Origin of the sequence: Nitrosomonas sp. (assembly GCA_031316255.1) — a bacterium.
Taxonomy (GTDB): domain Bacteria; phylum Pseudomonadota; class Gammaproteobacteria; order Burkholderiales; family Nitrosomonadaceae; genus Nitrosomonas.
This window is the reverse complement of the sequence record JALDQW010000001.1, coordinates 203,273-224,146: the sequence shown is the minus strand read 5'-3', so window position 1 is coordinate 224,146 and position 20,874 is coordinate 203,273. Positions and strand designations below refer to the sequence as shown.

General features: G+C 46.5%; 22 protein-coding genes. 15 read left to right on the top strand and 7 right to left on the bottom strand.

Translation table 11 applies throughout. The annotated features are described in order from the left end of the window. Positions 1-185: 185 nt before the first annotated feature. From MRK00_01065 to MRK00_01050, 4 genes are all read left to right on the top strand, one after another. A complete protein-coding gene (locus MRK00_01065) occupies positions 186-785 on the top strand; it encodes a urate hydroxylase PuuD (GenBank protein ID MDR4515981.1) in 600 nt (199 codons plus the stop codon). A 167-nt stretch (positions 786-952) separates the two neighbouring features. Further along, the gene (locus tag MRK00_01060; GenBank protein ID MDR4515980.1) at positions 953-2,098 is read left to right on the top strand and encodes an MFS transporter; all 1,146 of its coding nucleotides are present in this window, start codon (positions 953-955) and stop codon (positions 2,096-2,098) included. A 210-nt stretch (positions 2,099-2,308) separates the two neighbouring features. Continuing rightward, positions 2,309-3,697 carry an SUMF1/EgtB/PvdO family nonheme iron enzyme gene (locus MRK00_01055; protein ID MDR4515979.1) on the top strand — a complete coding sequence of 463 codons (1,389 nt, stop codon included), beginning with the start codon at positions 2,309-2,311 and terminating at the stop codon, positions 3,695-3,697. A 27-nt stretch (positions 3,698-3,724) separates the two neighbouring features. After that, positions 3,725-5,815: a VWA domain-containing protein gene (locus MRK00_01050; GenBank protein MDR4515978.1), complete on the top strand. Its 2,091-nt coding sequence runs from the start codon at positions 3,725-3,727 to the stop codon at positions 5,813-5,815. A gap of 243 nt (positions 5,816-6,058) precedes the next feature. On the opposite strand, the gene MRK00_01045 is transcribed toward MRK00_01050, so the two are convergent. From MRK00_01045 to ispD, 6 genes are all read right to left on the bottom strand, one after another. Then, positions 6,059-6,781: a uracil-DNA glycosylase gene (locus MRK00_01045; GenBank protein ID MDR4515977.1), complete on the bottom strand. Its 723-nt coding sequence runs from the start codon at positions 6,779-6,781 to the stop codon at positions 6,059-6,061. Positions 6,782-6,918: 137 nt separating this feature from the next. Continuing rightward, complete coding sequence (rimI, locus tag MRK00_01040) at positions 6,919-7,380, bottom strand: ribosomal protein S18-alanine N-acetyltransferase (GenBank protein ID MDR4515976.1); 462 nt, start codon at positions 7,378-7,380, stop codon at positions 6,919-6,921. Continuing rightward, positions 7,377-8,048, bottom strand: coding sequence for a tRNA (adenosine(37)-N6)-threonylcarbamoyltransferase complex dimerization subunit type 1 TsaB (tsaB, locus tag MRK00_01035; protein MDR4515975.1), 672 nt, complete (start codon positions 8,046-8,048; stop codon positions 7,377-7,379). Before tsaB ends, rimI begins: the two co-directional genes overlap by 4 nt. A 34-nt stretch (positions 8,049-8,082) precedes the next feature. Next, positions 8,083-8,631, bottom strand: coding sequence for an RNA 2',3'-cyclic phosphodiesterase (gene thpR, locus MRK00_01030; GenBank protein ID MDR4515974.1), 549 nt, complete (start codon positions 8,629-8,631; stop codon positions 8,083-8,085). A 56-nt stretch (positions 8,632-8,687) separates the two neighbouring features. Next, a complete protein-coding gene (gene ispF / locus MRK00_01025) occupies positions 8,688-9,173 on the bottom strand; it encodes a 2-C-methyl-D-erythritol 2,4-cyclodiphosphate synthase (protein MDR4515973.1) in 486 nt (161 codons plus the stop codon). Next, complete coding sequence (gene ispD, locus MRK00_01020) at positions 9,170-9,874, bottom strand: 2-C-methyl-D-erythritol 4-phosphate cytidylyltransferase (protein MDR4515972.1); 705 nt, start codon at positions 9,872-9,874, stop codon at positions 9,170-9,172. The genes ispF and ispD overlap by 4 nt, the downstream gene beginning before the upstream one ends. 182 nt (positions 9,875-10,056) lie before the next feature. Here ispD and prfB point away from each other — a divergent pair. From prfB to MRK00_01000, 4 genes are all read left to right on the top strand, one after another. Beyond that, positions 10,057-11,164 (top strand): peptide chain release factor 2 gene (gene prfB / locus MRK00_01015; protein MDR4515971.1). Its coding sequence is split into 2 segments (ribosomal slippage): positions 10,057-10,137 and positions 10,139-11,164, totalling 1,107 coding nucleotides; the frame shifts between segments, so codons are not numbered across the junction. A gap of 161 nt (positions 11,165-11,325) precedes the next feature. Next, positions 11,326-12,066 (top strand): hypothetical protein, encoded by a 741-nt coding sequence (locus tag MRK00_01010; GenBank protein MDR4515970.1) that lies wholly within the window; start codon positions 11,326-11,328, stop codon positions 12,064-12,066. Positions 12,067-12,087: 21 nt separating this feature from the next. Next, positions 12,088-13,701, top strand: coding sequence for a hypothetical protein (locus MRK00_01005; GenBank protein MDR4515969.1), 1,614 nt, complete (start codon positions 12,088-12,090; stop codon positions 13,699-13,701). 90 nt (positions 13,702-13,791) lie between these two features. Beyond that, positions 13,792-14,700: an ROK family protein gene (locus tag MRK00_01000; protein MDR4515968.1), complete on the top strand. Its 909-nt coding sequence runs from the start codon at positions 13,792-13,794 to the stop codon at positions 14,698-14,700. 8 nt (positions 14,701-14,708) lie between these two features. Here the strand turns inward: MRK00_01000 and MRK00_00995 are convergent, their stop codons facing one another. Continuing rightward, positions 14,709-15,386, bottom strand: a complete 678-nt coding sequence (locus tag MRK00_00995) for a thiopurine S-methyltransferase (GenBank protein MDR4515967.1) — start codon at positions 15,384-15,386, stop codon at positions 14,709-14,711. Between the two features lie 158 nt (positions 15,387-15,544). Between MRK00_00995 and MRK00_00990 the strand changes: the two genes are divergently transcribed. From MRK00_00990 to argJ, 7 genes are all read left to right on the top strand, one after another. Next, positions 15,545-16,330, top strand: coding sequence for a hypothetical protein (locus MRK00_00990; protein MDR4515966.1), 786 nt, complete (start codon positions 15,545-15,547; stop codon positions 16,328-16,330). A 205-nt stretch (positions 16,331-16,535) separates the two neighbouring features. Then, positions 16,536-16,805 carry a hypothetical protein gene (locus MRK00_00985; GenBank protein ID MDR4515965.1) on the top strand — a complete coding sequence of 90 codons (270 nt, stop codon included), beginning with the start codon at positions 16,536-16,538 and terminating at the stop codon, positions 16,803-16,805. Positions 16,806-16,823: 18 nt separating this feature from the next. After that, the gene (locus MRK00_00980; GenBank protein ID MDR4515964.1) at positions 16,824-17,366 is read left to right on the top strand and encodes a macro domain-containing protein; all 543 of its coding nucleotides are present in this window, start codon (positions 16,824-16,826) and stop codon (positions 17,364-17,366) included. Between the two features lie 145 nt (positions 17,367-17,511). Further along, a complete protein-coding gene (locus MRK00_00975; GenBank protein ID MDR4515963.1) occupies positions 17,512-17,946 on the top strand; it encodes a MarR family winged helix-turn-helix transcriptional regulator in 435 nt (144 codons plus the stop codon). A gap of 10 nt (positions 17,947-17,956) precedes the next feature. Further along, positions 17,957-18,193 (top strand): DUF4175 domain-containing protein, encoded by a 237-nt coding sequence (locus tag MRK00_00970; protein MDR4515962.1) that lies wholly within the window; start codon positions 17,957-17,959, stop codon positions 18,191-18,193. Positions 18,194-18,255: 62 nt separating this feature from the next. Next, entirely contained in the window at positions 18,256-19,500 is a 1,245-nt protein-coding gene (locus MRK00_00965; protein MDR4515961.1) for an alpha/beta hydrolase, read from the top strand. A gap of 134 nt (positions 19,501-19,634) precedes the next feature. After that, the gene (gene argJ / locus MRK00_00960) at positions 19,635-20,861 is read left to right on the top strand and encodes a bifunctional glutamate N-acetyltransferase/amino-acid acetyltransferase ArgJ (protein MDR4515960.1); all 1,227 of its coding nucleotides are present in this window, start codon (positions 19,635-19,637) and stop codon (positions 20,859-20,861) included. Positions 20,862-20,874 lie beyond the last annotated feature (13 nt).

Genomic DNA, 20,874 nt, shown 5'->3' with positions numbered 1-20,874 from the left:
CGATTTTTGAAACATGCTGTGGTTCAAAATACATAAAAACAAGTGCACACTGGCATCCAGACCAGAAACTCAGTAATCTGAATCTGGACGCATTGATTGGCTTTTGGCCGTAATTGGATATTGTGTTTAATGCTCAAATCCCCTATCTTTAGCGCCTTAAATTAAAATTTGTTCAAGGAATAACGATGAATCCATTACACTCAGTCAAAAGCACGATAGCCATCGGTTTTTTTCTAGCAATTGCTATTGCTTTCGGATTAGGAAACGGTTTGGGCGGATTAAATTTAACGGTCTGGCTGCATGTTCTGGCGGGCGTCTGCTGGATTGGTCTGCTGTATTACTTTAATTTCGTTCAGGTTCCTGGCGTCAGCGCTGCATTGGCGAACCCTAACGGCCCGCAACCCGCCGCAATCAATAAATACATTGCGCCCAGAGCGCTGTTATGGTTCCGTATGGCGGCAGCGGTCACCTGGTTAACCGGAATGAGCGCACTGGCGCAAATTGGGGGTGGTGTGCAGGGCATTATTAATGCATTCACGCTGACAAATGGCATGGCGGTTATTGGTCTGGGTTCGTGGTTGGGCACCATCATGTTGTTTAACGTCTGGGTGCTGATCTGGCCGAACCAGAAGAAAATTCTTGGTCTGGATGGCAAGAATCATAGCGCCGAGGTTATTGCCAGTGCTAAAAAAACAGCGCTTCTGGCGTCACGCACCAACACGGCGTTGTCGGTTCCGATGCTGCTTTGCATGGTGGGATATGGCCATGGATTAGTGTTCTTTTGATGCTTGCGATAGGTTATAGTTTGAATTTGATAACTTTTTCCCGCAATATGGCTGGATTGATTGCGTCATGAATCAAGTCAATCGTGTCTGATTTTTTGATCGAGCATTCGTTTCATTTTTTTACCCACTGCTTTTTAACCCCGAGCCTGCTGGATTAAAGAAATCTGATGCATTCCTTACCTTACTGGCGTCTGTCAGGCTTTTATTTTTTTCATTTTGCAGTGATTGGCGCGTTCGTGCCGTACTGGAGCCTGTATCTTCAATCGCTTTCCTTTAGTGCGCTGCAAATTGGCATTTTAATGTCGCTGTTGCTGGTGACGCGGATTTTTGCGCCTACTGCGTGGGGCTGGCTGGCGGATCATACCGGCCGGCGCGTGATGGTGGTGCAACTTGCCGCGCTGGGTGGTTTTGTCTGTTTCATCGGTTTTTTCTTCGGTCAGTCTTTTGCCTGGATTTTTCTGGCGATGCTGCTGATGAGCTTTTGCTGGAGCGCGGCATTGCCGTTGATCGAAGCGGTGACATTGTCGCACCTGGGCGATAAAACCGACCGCTACGGTCAGATTCGCTCCTGGGGTTCGGTGGGGTTTATTCTGGCGGTGGTGGGTATGGGCTATCTGCTGGATGCCGCTGAAATTATCTGGTTGCTTTGGGTGGTGCTGGCATTAAAACTGGGGATACTGGTTTTTTCACGCAGCATCCCGGAAACCGAGGTCATCGGCGGCAGCGTGGATCAGGACTCAATCCGGCAGGTTTGTCAGCGCCCGGAAGTACTGGCGTTTCTGGTATCGAGTTTATTAATGGTTTTTGCGCATGGCGTTTATTACACGTTTTACTCGATATATCTGGTGGAACAGGGTTATGACAAGGGGTTTGTCGGCTGGCTCTGGGCAATCGGGGTAATTTGTGAAATCGGCGTGTTTTTTATCATGCCCTGGTTGATGCAGCGTTTTAGTCTGAAGCTAATCCTGGTTTTCAGTTTTGCATGTGCCAGTGTGCGATTCCTGATGATCGGCTGGGGCGTTGAATGGGTGGCGGTGATTATATTTGCACAGGTGTTGCATGCAATAACGTATGGCGCGCATCACGTGGCCGCTATCATGGTGGTGCATCATTTCTTTCACGGACGGCATCAAGCGAAAGGGCAGACGATTTATACCAGTGTTGCCTACGGTATGGGAGGAACTTTGGGCGCTGTGTTAAGCGGTTATACCTGGGATGGCCTCGGCGCTGAAATTACGTTTACGATCAGCGCGGTTTCAGCTTTGCTGGGGATGATGCTGGTGGTATGGAAAATGAATGGGGTAAAGCGTTAGCTTACCGACTATTTTGGAGTGTCGTCATGTGTAATGTTGAATTCCGTGTATGTCCGCAACCCTGATAAGGGCTGTGAAGGAAAAATATCTTGACTTTCTTCTTTTCTCTTCCAATATTGCTCTCTAAACCCAGGACGAATGAATTTGTTACAATTCGATTATTATGTGATAGTCAGTCTGTTTTAATTTTTGATCGTTAGTGTGATTCTGATGTCAGCAATATTTATTAATTACCGCCGTGAAGATAGTGAAGCTTATGCCGGACGAATTTACGACCGGCTGAAGGTTCATTTTGGCAGCGAAAAAATATTCAAGGATATAGAACATATTGCACCAGGGGATATTTTTGCAGAAGTCATCCAGGAAAAACTCGATACAGTCAAAGTTGCCCTTGTTTTGATTGGAAAAGACTGGCTGGATACCAGGGACAAGAACGGACAGCGCCGTCTGGATGATCCGGATGATTGGGTCAGGCTTGAAATTGCCACCTTATTGTCACGCAATATTCGCATTATACCAATACAGGTCGGCGGAGCGGTGTTACCTGAAATAGAAGAATTACCAGAACCCATTGTGGCGCTAAGAAAACGTAGTGCGCTTGAAATTAGTGGCGCTCGATTTGACGATGATATTGTCAAATTAATCAAGGTATTAGAAATAAAGGAAGGCATAAAAGCATTGCCCAAACCGAAGAAAGCAAACTCAAATGCTTATATATTGGCGGGCGGTCTTTTCGCAGCAGTAATTGCAGTTGTAGTAGTCATGAGGACTTTTCTGGATAATCCCATTAATCAAATGACAAATGGCGGCGATGAGTTTGTTCATTCAGATGAAGGTGATAACGTTACCGTTAACGCTGATATTTTTCATGGCAATGGTGACATTAATGTTCGTGATACGGATATCTCTACTATAAAAAGTGAGGGTATTACTCACGAAAAATATCAGTATGCATCAAAAATCCAAGAAACAGAAACTTATGCGAAACTGAATCAGGATCAATCACCCTTTAGAGACTGTAGTGTATGCCCAGAAATGGTGAAACTAGAATTTGAGCCATTTCATATGGGAAGTAATACTGGAAATCATAACGAAAGTCCAATGCGGAAAGTAAATCTTTCCGGTCAATTTGCCTTGTCTATTAATGAAGTTACTTGGTCAGAATGGAATTTATGTGTTGCAGATGGTTATTGTTCACAGTTATCTGCCGAACAATCAGATTCCAAAAAGCCTGTTTCTGGTGTATCTTGGAAAGAGGCTAATTCATATACACGTTGGCTAAGCTATAAAACAAATTATACCTATCGGTTGCCAAGTGAAGTAGAGTGGGAATTTGCCGCGAGGACTGATGATGATTCAAGTGGTCTACAGCATATGATTGGCAATGTTTGGGAATGGGTGGCAGATTGTGGCCTTCCTTATGAAGGTGAGGTCCAGACCACTTCCCCTGTCAAAGATCCAGAAGGATGTGTTCAAAGGGTATTAAGAGGCGGAAGTTGGAAAAATAATTTGATGGAAGTGACTGCTTCTTCACGAAAGATAGTGCCATTAACTGCACGTGCTAGTGATTATGGTTTTCGTGTGGCACGGTCAATGTAATCGTCAACTTATAGGAATGGGGGAAAAATGAAAATTATCACAAAAACTCACTTTTCAATGGCTGTTTTATTTTTAACCGTTTTACTATTAACTCAACATGTTGCTGCAGAAAATATAATTGAAGAAGAAAATATTGCAACTACTCTCAATCAAAGCAAAAAAGGCGGCATTATCATTATCGATGGTTCAGGAAGTATGTGGGGACAAAGAAACGGTGAGGCCAAAATTACTACAGTAAAAAAATCACTAATAGATCTCTTTAAAAACAAATTAACTGATAACGCTAGAGTAGGGCTGATGTCTTATGGACATAATAGAGAGGCGGATTGTGAGGATATTGAGGTACTTGTGTCACTTCAGTCAAGCAAGCTGGATCGTGAGAATTTGATAAAAGCTGTTGTGAATTTAAAACCACGAGGGAAAACGCCATTATCTGCTTCGATAAAACAAGCAGTTGAAAGCCTAAAAGGTCGTAAGGGTGAAGGTTTGGGCACTTCAATTTTTCTTTTTAGTGATGGCCAAGAGAGCTGCAATCAAAATCCTTGCGCTATTGCACACTCACTCAAAGAGCTTAATCCTGCTATAACAATTAGCACTGTCGCTTTTACCATTGCTGAAGAAGAAGGCAAAGAGCAGCTTAAATGTATCGCTGAAGAAACAGGTGGTTCATATTTTGAGTCTGATATTCCCGAGCAACTTCAAAAAGCGATGAATGTTGTGGCAGCTGAACTTGACTCAGATTCAGTGTTTGGTTTGCAGCTTAAAGTAGAGGGTGGAGAGCTCCGGGGTACTGAACTTGAATGGACAATTCTGTCTGTAAAAACAGAAACGCCTAGATTTGAAGAGAATTATTCGGGTGGTGTCATCGATGATATTGAGCCTGGTGAATATGAAATTTACGTGCGTGGACTTGATGCTGATGTGTTTGGCAGTGTACGAGTCGAGGTTAAACCGGATAAATTGACGATCGCAACGGTTCCCTTAAAACGTGACGAGAAGGAGATCAATGTCATTGGTGAGGGTGATATTCCTGCAGGAAGTAAGATTAAGTTTACATGGGATTTTATCGGTAATGATGGTGACCTTATATATATTATGACGCTTAGCGCACCAGACTTGGAAATAGAAACAGACGAGAAAAAAATTTTTCGTGTGAACGTTAGTGATAAAAAACAGTTGTCGGTACCGATAAATCCGCGAGAATATGAATTGCGTTATTATGACATCGAGAAAAAAAGAGTTATTGCGCGAAAAAAATTTACAGTAGGTCCACCTGGCATTAAATTAACAGTTCCAGAAAAAGTCATTGTTGGTGCCGATGTGAAGGTTGAATGGTCAGGCCCAAGCTCACCTGAAGATATTTTATTTGTTGCTCCCCGAGATTTACCAACATACATAAAACCAAGCGATTTATCCTATACTGCGAGTGCAGAAGAAGGCGAAACGCTTACATTGCCAACGCCTGCCAAAGAAGGATTATGGGAAGTCCGATACTTCAGCTGGGATAATGAGGTTTCCATTAGCTTTGCTGAATTCGAAACTGTTCTGCCCGAAGTAACACTAAACGGGCCACATCGGGTACCGGCTGGCAGTCCAATCGAAGTTGAATTTACGGGGCGAGGTGGTAAAGGAGATATCGTCTTTTGGTCAGAGCCTAATGAACCTGTTGACCTATACTATAAATATGAACATGAAGGACGGCAGGATGCACTTGAAGATGATATTGAAGATGGTTCACCTTTATTGATGGTAGCTCCAACAAAACCAGGTGACTATGAGATCAGGTTTTTTAATGTTAAATATGGTGGCTTATTGGCGCGACATTCTATTGAAGTTACACTACCTAATGTTATTCTTGATATTCCTGAAAGTATGCAGGTGGGAACACGTTTCGAGGTTGTGATTAAAAATAGCCCAAATGCGCCGGGCGATATCGTTTTTTTGGCTTCAACTGAATGGGAGAAAAATACGATACCTAAAGATATATCATATCATCACGCATCTAATGATAAATCAATTGTTATAACCGCGCCTCGGCAACCGGGTAAATATGAAATTCGATATTACAGTTACAGTAACGGAACTGCTCTTGTTACAAAGCAATTCGAAGTGTATTGAGATAAATGCACTCGTCATTTCTGAGTTGTTGGTGTGCTAATGTGATGAAATTGTATAGCGTTGGTGAGAGATAATGCTGTTGTTACAGATCGAGTCGTTGCGAGAGGATGTCAGTTGTTTAGTAGGGACATCATATTGAAGCGTGGCAGGCGATTACAGGCTGCTGTATTATCGTTGCATGGATTGAACAGCAAACATTTGAGAATTGGTTGCGTGTTTACTGATGTCAATTCACATTCATACTTAAGATTGCGATTCCATAAAATTCCTCGCCATACACAAATCCTTCCAGGCCTTGGCTTTTTCGGGCAGTGCGCGTAATAAATACGCCGGATGATACGTTACAATCAATGGAATGCCTGAATAGTCATGGATTTTGCCGCGCAGATTGGCGATGCTGTCGTTGCTGTTCAGTAGATTCTGTGCGGCGACTTTACCCAGTGCGACGATCAGCTTTGGCCTGATTAATTCAATTTGTCTTGTGAGATAGGGGGCGCACTGCCGCGCTTCATCGTCGCTGGGATTTCTGTTATTGGGCGGGCGGCATTTGACGATGTTGGTGATATACACATTTTGCCCGCGTTTGAGCCCGATGGCGGCCAGCATGTTGTCGAGCAGTTTTCCGGCTTGACCGACAAACGGTTCGCCCAGTGTGTCTTCTCGTGCGCCGGGGCCTTCGCCGATATAGAGCCAGTCCGCGTTTTGATCGCCTACGCCAAAAACCGTTTGCGTGCAGGTTTGCCGTAATGCGCAAGCTGTGCAACCGGCTACCGTTGACGCCAGTTGCGTCCAGTCCATTTGTCCGATTTCGGAATTCTGTTTACCGGGCTGTTCCGAAGCATGCTGCCGAGTTATCGCAGCATTGGTTGTTTCCGGCGGTGAATCCAGTGCTGCTGCATTTTGTCTCAAACGCCATAGCGGCGTCAGTCCCAGTTCGCGGAGAATGATTTTGCGCCGTGTATTCATTGTAACCAGGGCACCTTTAAAAATTCATAGTTTTAAACAAGACAAGGCGCGAGCAAAAAATGTTGACGCAGCATATGATAGATATGTAAGGAAACATTTTTTGTGAGTAACGAAGTATGGATTTTTAGAGGTGCCCTTCATAGCATCAAGCGCATCACCAATGCATCCTCGCGTCCGCACATGGCCGGATAATAACCCTTGCGCGTGGCGATTTGCTCGAAACCGAGTTGTTTATAGAGTTTGGCGGCGCCATGATTGGATTCGCGGACATCGAGCAGCATCGACTTCGCGTTGTTTTCGCGGGCAAGCTCGAACAGGTAGTTTAACAGCTTTCTGCCCAAACCTTTGTTTTGCCACTGGGGGTTTATGCCGAGTGTCAGGATATGCGCTTCATCCGGCCCTATCATCATGATGCTGTAGCCGAGAATGGCGTTGTTGTCTTCCATGACCCTGCAAAGATAGCCCGATTGAATCGAGTCGGCGAAATTTGCCGGTGACCACGGAAAAAGAAAGATTTCGCGTTCGATCAATATGATCCGGGTCAAATCCGATTCACGCATTTCCCTGACACTTGGATTCAATTGCGTGGTTGCAGTCATCGCTCGCTTTCCTTGAGTGCTACTTTGTTACGAATATAAACCGGTGCGGCTTGCGCGGGATCGGTATTAAACGCTTCAAGCGGTCTGGCGGCAGCAAGTTGCGCGATTTCCTGGGCATGGGGATAGCGGCCATAATCGATTTTTAAAAGATCCGGTGCATAGCGTTCCGATAATACGCGATCGTACTTGTCAAATCCACTGCCGCAGCCGATCCATTGTGCGCCGGATACTGCCGGTGCATGTTCTGGCGCGCATAACATCGGTTCGCTCACAGCTTGCCAGTTATTCGCGTGTCTGATGTACGCGGCGTGATAAATTTCGCCCATGCGCGCATCGAGGGCCACAATGACTTTATCGTGTGTGCTTTGCTGCGCGACCGCTTCAAGCGTGCTGATGCCAATAACCGGTAAATTTGTAGCAAATGAGAGTCCCTGCGCCACGCCGCAGGCGATTCTGAGTCCGGTAAAAGAACCGGGGCCCGCGCCGAAGGCAATGCCATCGATACCGGTTATTTCAAGTCCCGTTTCGTCGAGGATTCTCTGAACCATGGGCAGCAATAATTCTGAATGACGCTGTCCGGCGTGCGTTTCTGTTTTGATGATTTTCCCATCCAGAAAAAGTGCAACAGAACAGTATTCAGTGGAAGTGTCGAAAGCAAGGATCTTCAATATTGTGAATAACGTAACAAGAACATAGGAAACTCTAGTGAAGTGGCCACCGGCCAAGGGTAGTATAGCGGATACCCTGGTCAGTTTGCTTCGATTGCATCAGCAGCCATTCCTTGACATGCCATTGTATGGGCTGCTGGAAATCAACCGGCGTGTGACAGGTCACTTTTCTGGCAAGCGTAATATGGGGTTTGAATGCGCGGCTGTCAAATTCAAACCCCGCATTTTGCACCGCATTTTTTATCGCATCGACTAACGTAAAGAGTTCCGGCGGATAAATGTCTGCGTGCGCATAAATGATCTGGTTGCGCTTCCAGAATCGGGTTTTTCCGATTGTCAGATTAAACGTTTTAGCCGTTATATTTCCGACCGCGGTTTTAAGTGCCGTTATTTTATCGATATCGGTTTTGCCGAGGAATAACAATGTCAGATGAATGTTTTCCGGTTTTATCAGCCGTCCGCCATCGTGTTGAATCAGTTTTTCCACGACCTGGCCAAGCGTCTTTTGTATTTTCTTTGAAGACTGTAGGGCGAAAAACAGGCGTGCGTATTTCTCGTTCTTGTTGTTAACGATATTATTCATGGTGTCAATCGTCACTGCTGGCCGGCTCGCTTGGTTAGTTCGCTTAATCAGATCGCTTAATCAGTTCGATTAATCAGGCAGACGGCTTCGGCCATAATGCCTTCCTTGCGCCCAATTGCGCCCAGGTGTTCGGCAGTCTTGGCCTTGATGTTGATGCTGCTTTCAGGCATGCCGAGATCCTGTGCAATATTTACAATCATAAGCGGAATATGGGGCGCCATTTTTGGCGCCTGCGCGATAATGGTTGCATCGATATTGATGATGTCATAACCGCGTTCTCGCAATAACTGGTTAACTTTGCGCAATAATTCGCGGCTGTCGGCATTCTTATATTGTGCGTCCGTGTCAGAGAAATGCCTTCCGATGTCACCCAAGGCGGCAGCGCCCAGCAATGCGTCGCACAGCGCATGAAGCAGCACGTCGGCATCGGAATGACCCAGCAAACCCTTTTCATGCGGAATGGTGACGCCGCCGATGATCAATTTCCGGTTTTCAACCAGCTGGTGCACATCGGAGCCTTGTCCTATTCTTATGGCGTTCATTGTTTTTCCTTTTTTTGTAGAATGAGTTCGGCGAGTTCCAAGTCCTGGGGATAGGTGATTTTGAAGTTGTAGGCTTTGGTGTGTACAAGCTTCGGTTGAAATCCCATGGCTTCGATAGCGCTGGCGTCATCGGTGATATTCATGGTGACTGTATTGCTCAGCGCATCCATGAGCATGGCGTATCGAAACATTTGCGGCGTTTGCGCCTGCCACAGATTTTCCCGGGGTTCTGTGTGTATGACACGGGTGCTTGTGTCGCTGCGTTTGAGTGTGTCGGCTACCGGTATCGCCAGCAGTCCACCGACAGCATCGTCTGCAATCTCACTGATCAGCTGATTGAGTTGATCGTGTGTGAGTAACGGCCGCGCCGCATCATGCACCAGAATCCAGTCATTGGATTGCAGGGAAAACTGTCCGGAAGCGGTGCTTAATCCATTCAGTACACTGTCGGCACGCGTTTCCCCGCCGCAATAAAAAACACTCAGCTTGTCTGAAAATGCAGCCCAGTCGTATTTTTGCCATTCGGGATCATTCGGTGACAGCACAATAAAAACACGCACAATGTGATGCGACGTGCACAATGTCTGGATTGCATGATAAATCATTGGCTTGCCGGCCAGGTTTAAATACTGTTTGGGCAACTGATTTCCCATCCGCGAACCATATCCGGCAGCCGGGATAAGGGCAAAGTAATTCGGCATTAAATCGATAGTCAGAATTGAAGAAATGAATACATCCCGGTATTTTAATAAAGAAACGCTGTCCACGAAATGAAAACAGTCATTTTGCAGCAATAAATGGCCTGTAAATGGTACGGACGTGAAGATTTGTCTTAGATTACTTTACAATATATCTTTTAGAATAATTACCGGGAACAAGTGTAATGGAAGCCGAACAAATTAATGCATTAGCAGATCAGCTAGACGAACTTGATACGCGTAGGAATGACTTGCGGAGGTATCTTTGACTACGAGGACAAGAAAACAAAGCTGGACGAGTTAAACCGCTTGCTTGAAGATCCGGCGATCTGGAACGACGCCAAGCAGGCGGAACAGGTTGGCCGTGACAAGAAAGCGTTGGAGGATGTGGTGCTGACGCTGGAATCCATTGATCACCAGTTGAGCGATGCGCGTGAGTTATTTGCGCTTGCAAAAGAAGAATCCGATGAAGAAACGCTCAACAGTGTTGCTGCGGATACAAAAACATTGGAGGAGATTGTTGCAAAGCTGGAATTTCACCGGATGTTCTCCGATCCCATGGATCCGAACAACTGTTTTGTGGATGTGCAGTCAGGGTCGGGTGGCACGGAAGCACAGGACTGGGCGGCAATGTTGGAGCGCATGTATTTACGCTATTGTGAACGGCAGGGGCTGCAGGTTGAAGTGCTCGAGGAATCGCCGGGCGATGTGGCGGGAATTAAAAGCGCCAGTCTGAAAGTGACCGGTGAATACGCGTATGGTTTTTTGAGAACCGAAACCGGGATACACCGGCTGGTCAGAAAGTCGCCGTTTGACTCGGGCAACCGCCGTCATACCTCATTTGCCAGTATTTTCGTTTATCCAGAGGTCGATGAGTCTTTTGAGGTGGATATCAATCCTGCGGATTTGCGTATTGATACCTTTCGCGCCTCGGGTGCAGGCGGGCAGCATATCAATAAAACCGATTCTGCGGTGCGCATCACGCATAATCCGTCAGGCATTGTGGTGCAATGCCAGAGTGGCCGTTCCCAACACAAGAACAAGGCGGAAGCGATGTCGATGTTAAAATCCAGACTCTATGAAGCCGAACTGCGCAAACGCAACGAAGAAAAACAAAGCATAGAAGATACCAAAACGGATATCGGCTGGGGGCATCAAATCCGCTCCTACGTGCTCGACCAGTCGCGCATCAAGGATTTGAGAACGAATGTGGAGGTCGGCAATACCCAGGCGGTTCTGGATGGCGATCTCAATCAGTTTATTATGGCGAGTTTGAAGGAAGGGGTGAAATAAAAAGCACGATTTGGACACTATAATCATTGTGAAATCTCGGTGGCCTTGTTTGTTTCTTAGATCGAAATAAATGGTAGCGGTGTATAAGGCCCTGGATTTTATATATGCGTGACATGGATTCTTTAATAATCTGAAAAAAATTTTTACAGTAGAGATATAAAATGAACAATAAATTCTATCAATGGCGCTTTTTCCGGTCGGGCGGGTTCGATCAGGTTTGTCTAGATTGTGCGGATGATTTGAAATCGCTCGAAACGCTTGATCAAAAATTGTGGGCTGCGCTAAGTTGTCCTACGAATAATCTCGAAATCGATAGCAAAACACTCGAATTAATCGATACAGATGGCGATGGCCATATCAGGGTGCCAGAAATAATAGCTGCGGTTAATTGGACGACCACTGTATTGAAAAACCCGGAAGATATGATGCACGGGAGTGAAGTGTTGCCGCTCGCAGCCATTAATGAGAACGATCCAGAGGGTGCTGTGCTATTAGCGTCCGCACAACAAATATTAAGTAGTTTGAATAAAGCAGATGCTATTGAAATAACTATTGCGGATACAGAAGATTTAAACAAAATTTTTTCCAATACGCACTTTAATGGCGATGGCATTATTACACCTTCTGCAACACCCGATATTGATTCTGGAACAGCTATCAAAGAAATCATTGAATGCGTAGGGTATGAAGAAGATCGTTCAGGGCAACCGGGTGTCTCGCTGGAGAAAGTTAACCACTTTTTTACGGAAGCTCATGCTTATGTACAGTGGTGGCACGAAGCGGAAAGCCAGGCTTCTCTAATCCTGCCCCTCGGTAGTGCAACAGCTGCCGGAAAAGCCGTTTTCGATCAAGTCAAGGACAAAGTAGACGACTATTTTACTCGTTGCCGGTTAGCTGCTTAAGATCAGCGCGCGGATGAGCCGTTGAATCCTGCGATAAAAGAATATGAGGCATTGGCCAATACGAATGTTTCTGAAGCAAATGGTCAAATTGCTGCACTGCCGCTTTCCAAGATAGCTGCAAACCGACCACTTTTACTTGAATCCGGTATTAATCCTGCCTGGTCACAGACAATGCAGGTGTTTTGGGATGAAGTGGGCAAACCGCTGTTGGGAGAAAAAGATAGTCTGGAGCATGAAGAATGGGTGCAGATCCGACAAAAATTTGCGGCCTATGAAGCCTGGATGGATGCTAAACAAGGACAGGTGGTTGAATCTCTGGGAATAAACCGGGTGCGCACCATGCTCGATAGCGGCCTTCAGGGGAAAATTACAGCGCTAATAGAGCAGGATAAAGCATTGGAGAGTACATTTGACGCGATTATTTCTGTAAACAGATTAATTCGTTATCATCGGGATTTATTCCGTCTTTTGAACAACTTCGTTTCGTTCAGTGATTTTTATGCGCCAGGCTATCAGGCTATTTTTCAGGCAGGCTCCTTGTATATTGATGGTCGTAGTTGTGAATTCTGTCTTAAGATCTCCGATATGGACAAGCACAGCACGATGGCCAACTTGAGTGGCACTTATCTGGCATATTGTGAATGCAACCGTCGGCAGGGTACAGACAAAATGATCATAGTCGCCGCTTTTACCAATGGCGATGCCGACAATTTAATGGTTGGCCGTAATGGTGTTTTTTATGATCGCCAGGGAAATGATTGGGACGCTACCATCATCAAAATTATTGAACATCCGATCAGTGTCAAACAGGCGTTCTGGTATCCTTATAAACGAATCGGAAAAATGATTAGCCAGCAGATCGAAAAAATGGCCAGCGCCGGAGAAAAGGCTGTTCAGGATAAAGCGTCAGCAGGTTTGTCTGAGGTCGTCCAAACTGGAGAATCCGGTAAATCAAATGCGGTGCCGTTTGATGTCGGTAAGTTTGCCGGTATTTTTGCTGCGATTGGTTTGGCCATTGGAGCAATTGGTACGGCCATTGCCGCTGTAATTACCGGTTTTCTAAGTTTGACCTTGTGGCAAATGCCGCTTGCAATAGCCGGCTTGCTTTTGCTTGTTTCCGGTCCATCGGTGATCATTGCATATTTAAAACTGCGTAAACGTAATCTTGCGCCTTTACTGGATGGAAACGGATGGGCTGTTAATACGCGCGCTATTATTAACATTCCGTTTGGCGCTTCCCTGACAAAGATAGCGGCATTACCGCCTGGCGCCGAACACTCATCAGTTGACCCATTTGAAGAAAAGAAAAGTCCCTGGAAGTTGTATTTATTTATTTTAATTGTGCTGGGAAGTTTGTTTTATGTATGGGATAAAGGTTATGTTCACAAAGGCCATATTGAACGACTTCAAAAACACATTATGGGTGATGCTTCTAACGGAGAAGCAGATAAACCATCATTGGATGACTTAACATCCAAGTCTATTGCCCAATCAGAAAATTTACCGGAAGCTGAGCCGACGGCTATAGTGAATGAAAATGAACAGGCTCATGTCGCCGGGGAAGTGCTATCTGATAATCCGGATAAAATACCATCTGCATCAGTTGTTCCTATGGAAAAACCCGCGCAGAAATGATCTGATCAATAGTCGATAAAATACAGACTGGTGGGTGGTTTCAGCCGGTCTGTAATGTGTCATAACATGTGAAGAAAATGAAATTGAGAAATGCGCATCGGCATTGATCTGGGGGGCACCAAAATCGAAGGCGTGGTGCTGGATGATAGCGGCAATGCGCTGTTGAGAAAACGTGTGGCCACACCGCAGGCTGAAGGTTATCGGGCAATTCTGAATGCGGTGGCGCAACTGGTTGAACGGCTTGAAACAGAGATTGGCAGGCGTTGTCCGGTGGGTATCGGCACACCTGGAGCGATTTCTGCGGTAACGGATTGCATGAAAAATTCCAATACGGTCTGCCTGAACGGGCAGCCATTGCTGGCAGATCTGCAAACGCTGTTAAACCGGCCGCTGCGTATCGCCAATGATGCCAATTGTTTTACCCTGAGCGAAGCGCTCGACGGCGCCGGAAAAGGCTATGGCGTGGTATTTGGCGTGATTATGGGAACCGGCGTGGGTGGCGGCGTGGTGTTCAGCGGCCAACTGCATCAGGGCTGTCAGCATATCGGCGGGGAGTGGGGGCATAATATCCTTGAGCGCGATGGGCCGGATTGCTATTGCGGCCATAAAGGCTGTGTTGAAACGCTGATTTCCGGGCCGGGCCTGGCGGCTGACTATCATCGTCATGGCGGAGACAGTGCATTGACTGCCGGGGATATCGTGGAACTGGCGGCGCAAGGTGATGTATTGGCCGAAGTCGCCATGCAGCGGTTTTTTGACCGGTATGGCCGCGCGCTGGCGATGGTGGTCAATATACTCGATCCGGATGCCATTGTTCTTGGCGGCGGCTTGTCGAATGTGCAAAGACTCTATTCAGAGGGGCGTGAACGCCTGGCGCACTATGTGTTTAATGACGAATTCATCACGCCTGTATTGAAGAACGTGCATGGCGACAGTTCCGGCGTACGCGGCGCCGCACAGCTCTGGCGTCCGCATGAAATGGATTATCAGGCTCGGTAATTTCCCGCTCAGGATTTTTCCGCATGATGCAGCGTCAATAGATAAACGCTCTCTACCAGCCGGGTCAATCCGCGCTGCTGAAAACGCGGATTGTCCGCGAGCACGTCAATCTGTGTCAACAGGCGCACTTCGGCGCTCGGCTGGTACAATGCGGCGACTTCTTTGGGTGGCACTGCATAGGGCGGCCCCTGCATTTCAGACTGCGGATAGTCGAGACCGACAAGCAGAACTTTGCTGCCGGGCGGCACGATGCTGCAGAGTTTGTTTGCATAGCGGCAGCGTGTTTCAGACGGCAGTGCAACCAATGATGCACGATCATAGATGGCGCATATATTTCCTAAATCCTGTTTATTCAGATCAAAAAAATCGCCGAGGAGGATATGGATGTCGCTGGCCGCGTAATGGTCAAAGCGTTTATCGGATGTGCCGTCATGATTTGGAATCAATTGATTTTCTCTGAAGAACGCCTGCACGGCGCGCGCGCTCAATTCAACGCCTAAAACGGAATGTCCCTGCGCGCGCAGCCATAACATGTCACGCGTTTTTCCGCAAAGCGGCACAAATACCCGGCTGCCAGCAGCAAGTTGCAATGTTTTCCAATATTCAAGCAAATACGGGTTAACACTATCCTGATGAAAACCAATCTCGTTATGCTCCCATCGCTTTAGCCAGTAATCTTTGTTCATATCTGAACAATTCGTCTGTTCATAATGTAATCTGTCAATTAAAGCCAAATTTCTCTTTGTCGTTACCGAAAAGATTCTTGAGTGCTGGAACTATAATCTGCATTCTTATTTATTCGTTCGATAATACAAAAAGTTACGAGGTAGTGATGGAAGCGACAATGACGATGGAAAAACAGCCTTCTTCGATCAAATCCAAATTTAAAGCGGCAGGAATACATTTGGCGATCAGTGCCATCATATTTCTGATACTCGCTTATTATATTATTTTTGAATGGTATCCATTACCCTACTTTACCGCGGACGGCGGCTGGCAGGGTATCCGCATTATAGCCTTGATCGATCTGGTGCTGGGCCCCTTGATGACGCTGATCATTTTTAATCCCAAAAAATCCAGACGGGAGATCCGTTTTGATCTGGGCGCGATTGCGCTTGTTCAGGCAAGCGTTCTTGCCTGGGGTATATATACCGTGCATAACGAACGGCCAGTCGCCATAGTCCACTGGGATGGCGAGTTTTTCAGCATGCCCGCTAAAAGTTATCATGAGCAGGGTATTGCCTTGGCACAACTGACACAATTTGGCGCGGAAAAACCCGTATTGATTCATGCCCGTCGCCCGGTTGAAATTGAAAAAATACATCAAATCCTGACATTGAGTACCGAAAAACAGCTTGCGCCGTTTGAACAGTTCCAGCTTTATCGCCCGTTTAAAGAAAGTCGCCGCGCGATTTTTATTGACCAGCTAAATATCGACGAGATTATTTCTCACAATGAAGCAATGCGTCAGGAACTGGATGCTTTTTTAGCCAGAACGGGTTATGAGAAAAATGATTTCGTTTATATGCCGCTCAACGCCCGTTATCATAATGTGATCCTGATCTTCTCACAGGAAGGAGATGTCATGGGTACCTTGAATGCACCCTACAAGGGTGAAAAAGGGCGTTAGCAGCTGAGGTCAATTATTTTAAACAATGCTGTTTCTGATCTATCTATAGGGCGACTCTAAAAATTCAGAGTTTTAAACAAGACGAGGCGAGAACAAAAAATATTGATGCAGCATATAATTGATATGTAAGGAAATATTTTTTGTGAACAACGACGTATTGTGACGAAATATGGATTTTTAGAGATGCCCTTTATTGAGGCAAGCCATGAATACACGAAAAGAAAAAGAGCTGGTTGAAATTAAAAAAAGTATTATCAAGACACAATTTGTCAGTATGATTGCAGTAACCCTGATCGGGCTTGGGGTTTACGGCATTTTTGTCGCGAAGGGCAATGCTTTCCATCCCGTCCTAAACAATCAGGAAATACTGAATGTCATGTTGGCTGTTGGCATCATTTTGGAGATTCGACATATTTTTCAGCTGATACCGCTGCTGAAACGGCATGCAGAATTGAAGCGCGGCGTTGGTGTATAACAGAGGTTATGATTGGTTATGGCGAAGCATGTATACAATGGCGTGACGATTGAATGTGTTCAAGGAAATATTGTTGACCAACCGGATATGGGTGCAATCGTCAACGCAGCGAATGCCGAACTCAGAACTGGGGGTGGCGTGGCGGGCACTATCCACCGTAGTGCGGGGCCAGAACTTGAAGCTGAATGCCGGCAATTTGCACCGATTCGGCCAGGAGAAGCGGTGATAAGCGGCGCGCATTATCTGCCCAATCGCTATATCATTCATTGTCTTGGGCCGGTTTACGGTGTTGACGAGCCATCCGACAAGCTATTGGGCGACTGTTATCGATACGCGTTACGGCTGGCCGATGAAAATGGCGTTCAATCCATTGCTTTTCCGGCAATTTCTACGGGGATATTCGGCTACCCGCTGGAGCCAGCCGCCAGCATTGCGATTAAAACAACGATTGACACTCTCCCGGGTCTGATAAACGTTAAGCATGTCCGTTTTGTTTTGTTCAGCGACGCCGATCATCAGTGCTTCACGCGGATAATCAAAACGATTGCCGAAACGGGGTGACAGCGCGTTGACAATTAAAAGCGCGCGTGGCTGGGTGGTGTGGAAAACAGCCTGATAATGATAATTACTATTTCAACTTGACAGCTCACTTGTCGTTAATAATAATGACAATCGAGTTGTCATTATTATTTTGAGCGTGCCTAAAATGCCGGAAAGAACCGAAAAGGAGATTTACCAGATTATCTGGCTGATACGCAGGCTTTTTCGCGCTTTTGCCCAGAAATCAGGTGAAAATCTTGAAACATTTGGTATTTCTGTTGCGGACAGGGCGGTGATGGAATTTCTTTATCCCGAGAAAAAACTCTCAGTTCCGGAAATCGCGAAGCAATATAACGTGTCCCGGCAGCATGTTCAGGCCACCGTGAATTCGCTGCTAAACCAGGAGCTGGTGATAAGCCAGGAAAATCCGTGTCACAAACGCTCTCCTCACATAATGCTCAACGAGAACGGACGTATGTTATTTGAATCCGTTTTACGGAAAGATGAAGAAACGATCGAGGTGTTGTTTTCTCATCTGGAAAAAAATGACGTGCAAATTACCCTTAAAACGCTGCAATCTTTACTTGCAAAATTGAATTGAGGAGTCGGTGATGTCAAACATTCATTTGAAACAGGTTTTTTATACGGTTGGTTTGTTTCTAGCGGCCTCCATTGCCGGGTTATGGTCATGGAATACATTGTCGGAATTATTTAATTGGCCGCCTGTAGCGTATAAACATGTTCTTGCGATTTTTATTTTGCTCATGATTGTGAGGTGGAGCCTCTTTACGGGGCGTCGCAACTTTAAACCGTTATCCGCGGATAATCCCGAACATTTGCATCAATAATCAGACTGTTTGAGTGCGGTGACTGTTTGGTTGCTGCACTTTTAAACAGGTGATCGAGGACTATGACAAAAGTACAACTCAAACACCGTTATGCCGGCTTGGTAGTGCTGTTAACGATACTGGTTACGTTATCGGGTTGTATGCATCAGCAGTTTGTCAGCGAATCCTATCCGCGTTGGGGGGAAGAGCATCGCATTGCCCGTTCTGAAAGCAGCGAACCTTTGATTTTGCGGGTTCTTGCGCCGCAGGAACCCGTTCAGCCAGCCGCATGCATTTTGCTTGTACATGGCATGAATGAGTATATTGGGCGTTACCGCGATGTTGCGCTTCATTTTTCCAGGAAATTCCTAGTTGCCGGTTTCGATTATTATGCGCATGGTTTGTCTAATCCGGTGTTGCAACAGGCGGATAAGGCATTGGTTGCAGGTGCCGGCAAACAGGACGTTAGTCAGGCTTATTTGTCGCAAACAGATTTATACGATCTCGATCCCATGCGCCGAGATTTTGGCCGCGCACTTGAAAAAACGATTCAGCGATGTGATGCTGAAGGCGGGTCTGAAAAACCGGTATTTATTATTTCGCACAGCCTCGGTGCTTTGGTGACTGCAACATACTTGATGCAGTTACACAGTGATACGGATTGGGCCGAGCGGATACAAGGTGCGGTTTTTCTCGGGCCTGGTTTTGCTGTCAGTGAATTACCGGGTTGGCGAGGCTGGCTGGCCAATCCATTGATCAAATTGTCTTTTCATGCCAAAACGCATTTTCTGAACCCCGGTGACGAAGCTTTGCCGATGTTGTTGTTCAATCAAACACTGTCGCTGGTGATAGTGCCTGTATTAGATGGTTTATTAGAGGTATTGTCATGGCCGGTGCTGCGGAATATTGCGACACCTTCGACGCCCGTGTGGATTGTGGACTATCTCACAGACAGCGAAGCAGAGAAGCAACACCTGAGAACCGATGGCTGGATTATCCGGCGCACCCTGTTGCGGTATGTCAAAGGGGTGGAAAAGGAAATTGTCGAATTTCACCGTCGGATGGCTTCATTTAGCGTCCCGTATTATTTGATTTATTCCGGACATGATCCCGTTACCGCGTTCTGGGGCGGTGCGGCGTTTATCGATGCAACAATACGCAATCATCCGGATAATGCGCATTTGCTATTGGCTGATTTGCCGTATCATCAGCATTTATTCTTGAAAGAACCGCGCAGAAGTGAAATTTTACAGCATATTGGACAGTGGCTGGATCGGCGCATTGATGCCCAACGGCAGAGAGAAACAGAAGACTTCAATCAAAAATAATTGCTAACGCATCCCTGGTCACAAAATCTTTTTCTCTGAAACATTCTGTGTTCAGACCGCAATTCATTAAACAGACCGGTCAAGATGCGGTAGCATACTGCTTTTGTTAACACCGAGTAAATCGATGGATTGCCATGCCTGTTAATATTCCCAATTTATCTTCAGAACATTTATTGCCGGTGCCGGGTATTACGCTGGGCATTGCAGAAGCGGGTATAAAAAAAAGCCGCCATAGAGATTTGCTGGTCATTGCGCTTGATCGCAATGCCCGGGTGGCAGGTGTTTTTACACAGAATCGTTTTTGTGCTGCACCAGTCGTTGTTGCAAAAGAACATTTGGCATCCCATTGCACTCATGCGCTGGTAGTGAATACGGGAAATGCCAACGCCGGTACCGGACAATCCGGACTTTACCATGCCCGGACAACATGTGAGGCGCTGGCTGGTTTGCTCGACTGTCAGCCGCAGCAGATTCTGCCATTTTCGACCGGGGTGATCATGGAACCTTTGCCGATTGACGCCATTGTCAACGGTTTGCCGGCTGCAGTGGCAGACCTTAAAGTGGATAACTGGTTTGCAGCAGCACAGGCGATCATGACGACAGATATGGTACCCAAAGGTGTGTCGAAGCAAATCGAACTCAACGGCGAAACAGTGACCATCACGGGTATTGCCAAAGGTTCGGGCATGATTCGTCCGAATATGGCGACCATGCTTGGCTTTATTGCGACAGACGCCAGGATCAGTCATTCGCTGCTGCAGGAAATGGTGCGGTATGTTGCGGACCATTCGTTTAATTGCATTACGGTCGACGGAGACACGTCTACCAATGATGCGTTGATGTTGATTGCAACCGGCTGTGCAGGAAATGCCGAGATTTGCGAGCCAGAGCGTGTTGAGTTTGAGCGGTTGCAGGAGGCGGTTACTTCGGTTGCGCGCTCGCTGGCGCAAATGATTGTGCGCGATGGAGAAGGCGCGACCAAATTCATCACCGTACAGGTGGAAGCGGGTGTGAATGCGGTGGAATGTAAACAGGTTGCGTATGCCATTGCACATTCACCATTGGTGAAAACCGCGTTTTTCGCATCCGATCCAAATCTGGGAAGAATTCTAGCGGCAATAGGGTATGCGGGTATTGATAATCTTGATGTCAATGACATTCAGCTCTATCTCGATGATGTGATGGTCGCCGAAAAAGGCGGCCGAGCGCCGGGATACCAGGAAGAAGACGGACAGCGCGTGATGAAACAGTCCGAGATTACTGTGCGGGTCGTATTGAATCGCGGCGGCGCAGCTGCTACCGTATGGACCTGTGATTTTTCCTATGATTATGTGAAGATAAATTCGGATTATCGAAGCTGAGTCGTTACATCGA

What these genes read in the sequence shown, in the direction of transcription:
- MRK00_01065 (MDR4515981.1), top strand. Translation starts at nt 186, where the DNA reads ATGAATCCATTACACTCAGTCAAAAGCACGATAGCCATCGGTTTTTTT.
- MRK00_01060 (MDR4515980.1), top strand. Translation starts at nt 953, where the DNA reads ATGCATTCCTTACCTTACTGGCGTCTGTCAGGCTTTTATTTTTTTCAT.
- MRK00_01055 (MDR4515979.1), top strand. Translation starts at nt 2,309, where the DNA reads ATGTCAGCAATATTTATTAATTACCGCCGTGAAGATAGTGAAGCTTAT.
- MRK00_01050 (MDR4515978.1), top strand. Translation starts at nt 3,725, where the DNA reads ATGAAAATTATCACAAAAACTCACTTTTCAATGGCTGTTTTATTTTTA.
- MRK00_01045 (MDR4515977.1), bottom strand. Translation starts at nt 6,781, where the DNA reads ATGAATACACGGCGCAAAATCATTCTCCGCGAACTGGGACTGACGCCG.
- rimI (MDR4515976.1), bottom strand. Translation starts at nt 7,380, where the DNA reads ATGACTGCAACCACGCAATTGAATCCAAGTGTCAGGGAAATGCGTGAA.
- thpR (MDR4515974.1), bottom strand. Translation starts at nt 8,631, where the DNA reads ATGAATAATATCGTTAACAACAAGAACGAGAAATACGCACGCCTGTTT.
- ispF (MDR4515973.1), bottom strand. Translation starts at nt 9,173, where the DNA reads ATGAACGCCATAAGAATAGGACAAGGCTCCGATGTGCACCAGCTGGTT.
- ispD (MDR4515972.1), bottom strand. Translation starts at nt 9,874, where the DNA reads ATGCCGAATTACTTTGCCCTTATCCCGGCTGCCGGATATGGTTCGCGG.
- MRK00_01010 (MDR4515970.1), top strand. Translation starts at nt 11,326, where the DNA reads ATGAACAATAAATTCTATCAATGGCGCTTTTTCCGGTCGGGCGGGTTC.
- MRK00_01000 (MDR4515968.1), top strand. Translation starts at nt 13,792, where the DNA reads ATGCGCATCGGCATTGATCTGGGGGGCACCAAAATCGAAGGCGTGGTG.
- MRK00_00995 (MDR4515967.1), bottom strand. Translation starts at nt 15,386, where the DNA reads ATGAACAAAGATTACTGGCTAAAGCGATGGGAGCATAACGAGATTGGT.
- MRK00_00990 (MDR4515966.1), top strand. Translation starts at nt 15,545, where the DNA reads ATGACGATGGAAAAACAGCCTTCTTCGATCAAATCCAAATTTAAAGCG.
- MRK00_00985 (MDR4515965.1), top strand. Translation starts at nt 16,536, where the DNA reads ATGAATACACGAAAAGAAAAAGAGCTGGTTGAAATTAAAAAAAGTATT.
- MRK00_00980 (MDR4515964.1), top strand. Translation starts at nt 16,824, where the DNA reads ATGGCGAAGCATGTATACAATGGCGTGACGATTGAATGTGTTCAAGGA.
- MRK00_00975 (MDR4515963.1), top strand. Translation starts at nt 17,512, where the DNA reads ATGCCGGAAAGAACCGAAAAGGAGATTTACCAGATTATCTGGCTGATA.
- MRK00_00970 (MDR4515962.1), top strand. Translation starts at nt 17,957, where the DNA reads ATGTCAAACATTCATTTGAAACAGGTTTTTTATACGGTTGGTTTGTTT.
- MRK00_00965 (MDR4515961.1), top strand. Translation starts at nt 18,256, where the DNA reads ATGACAAAAGTACAACTCAAACACCGTTATGCCGGCTTGGTAGTGCTG.
- argJ (MDR4515960.1), top strand. Translation starts at nt 19,635, where the DNA reads ATGCCTGTTAATATTCCCAATTTATCTTCAGAACATTTATTGCCGGTG.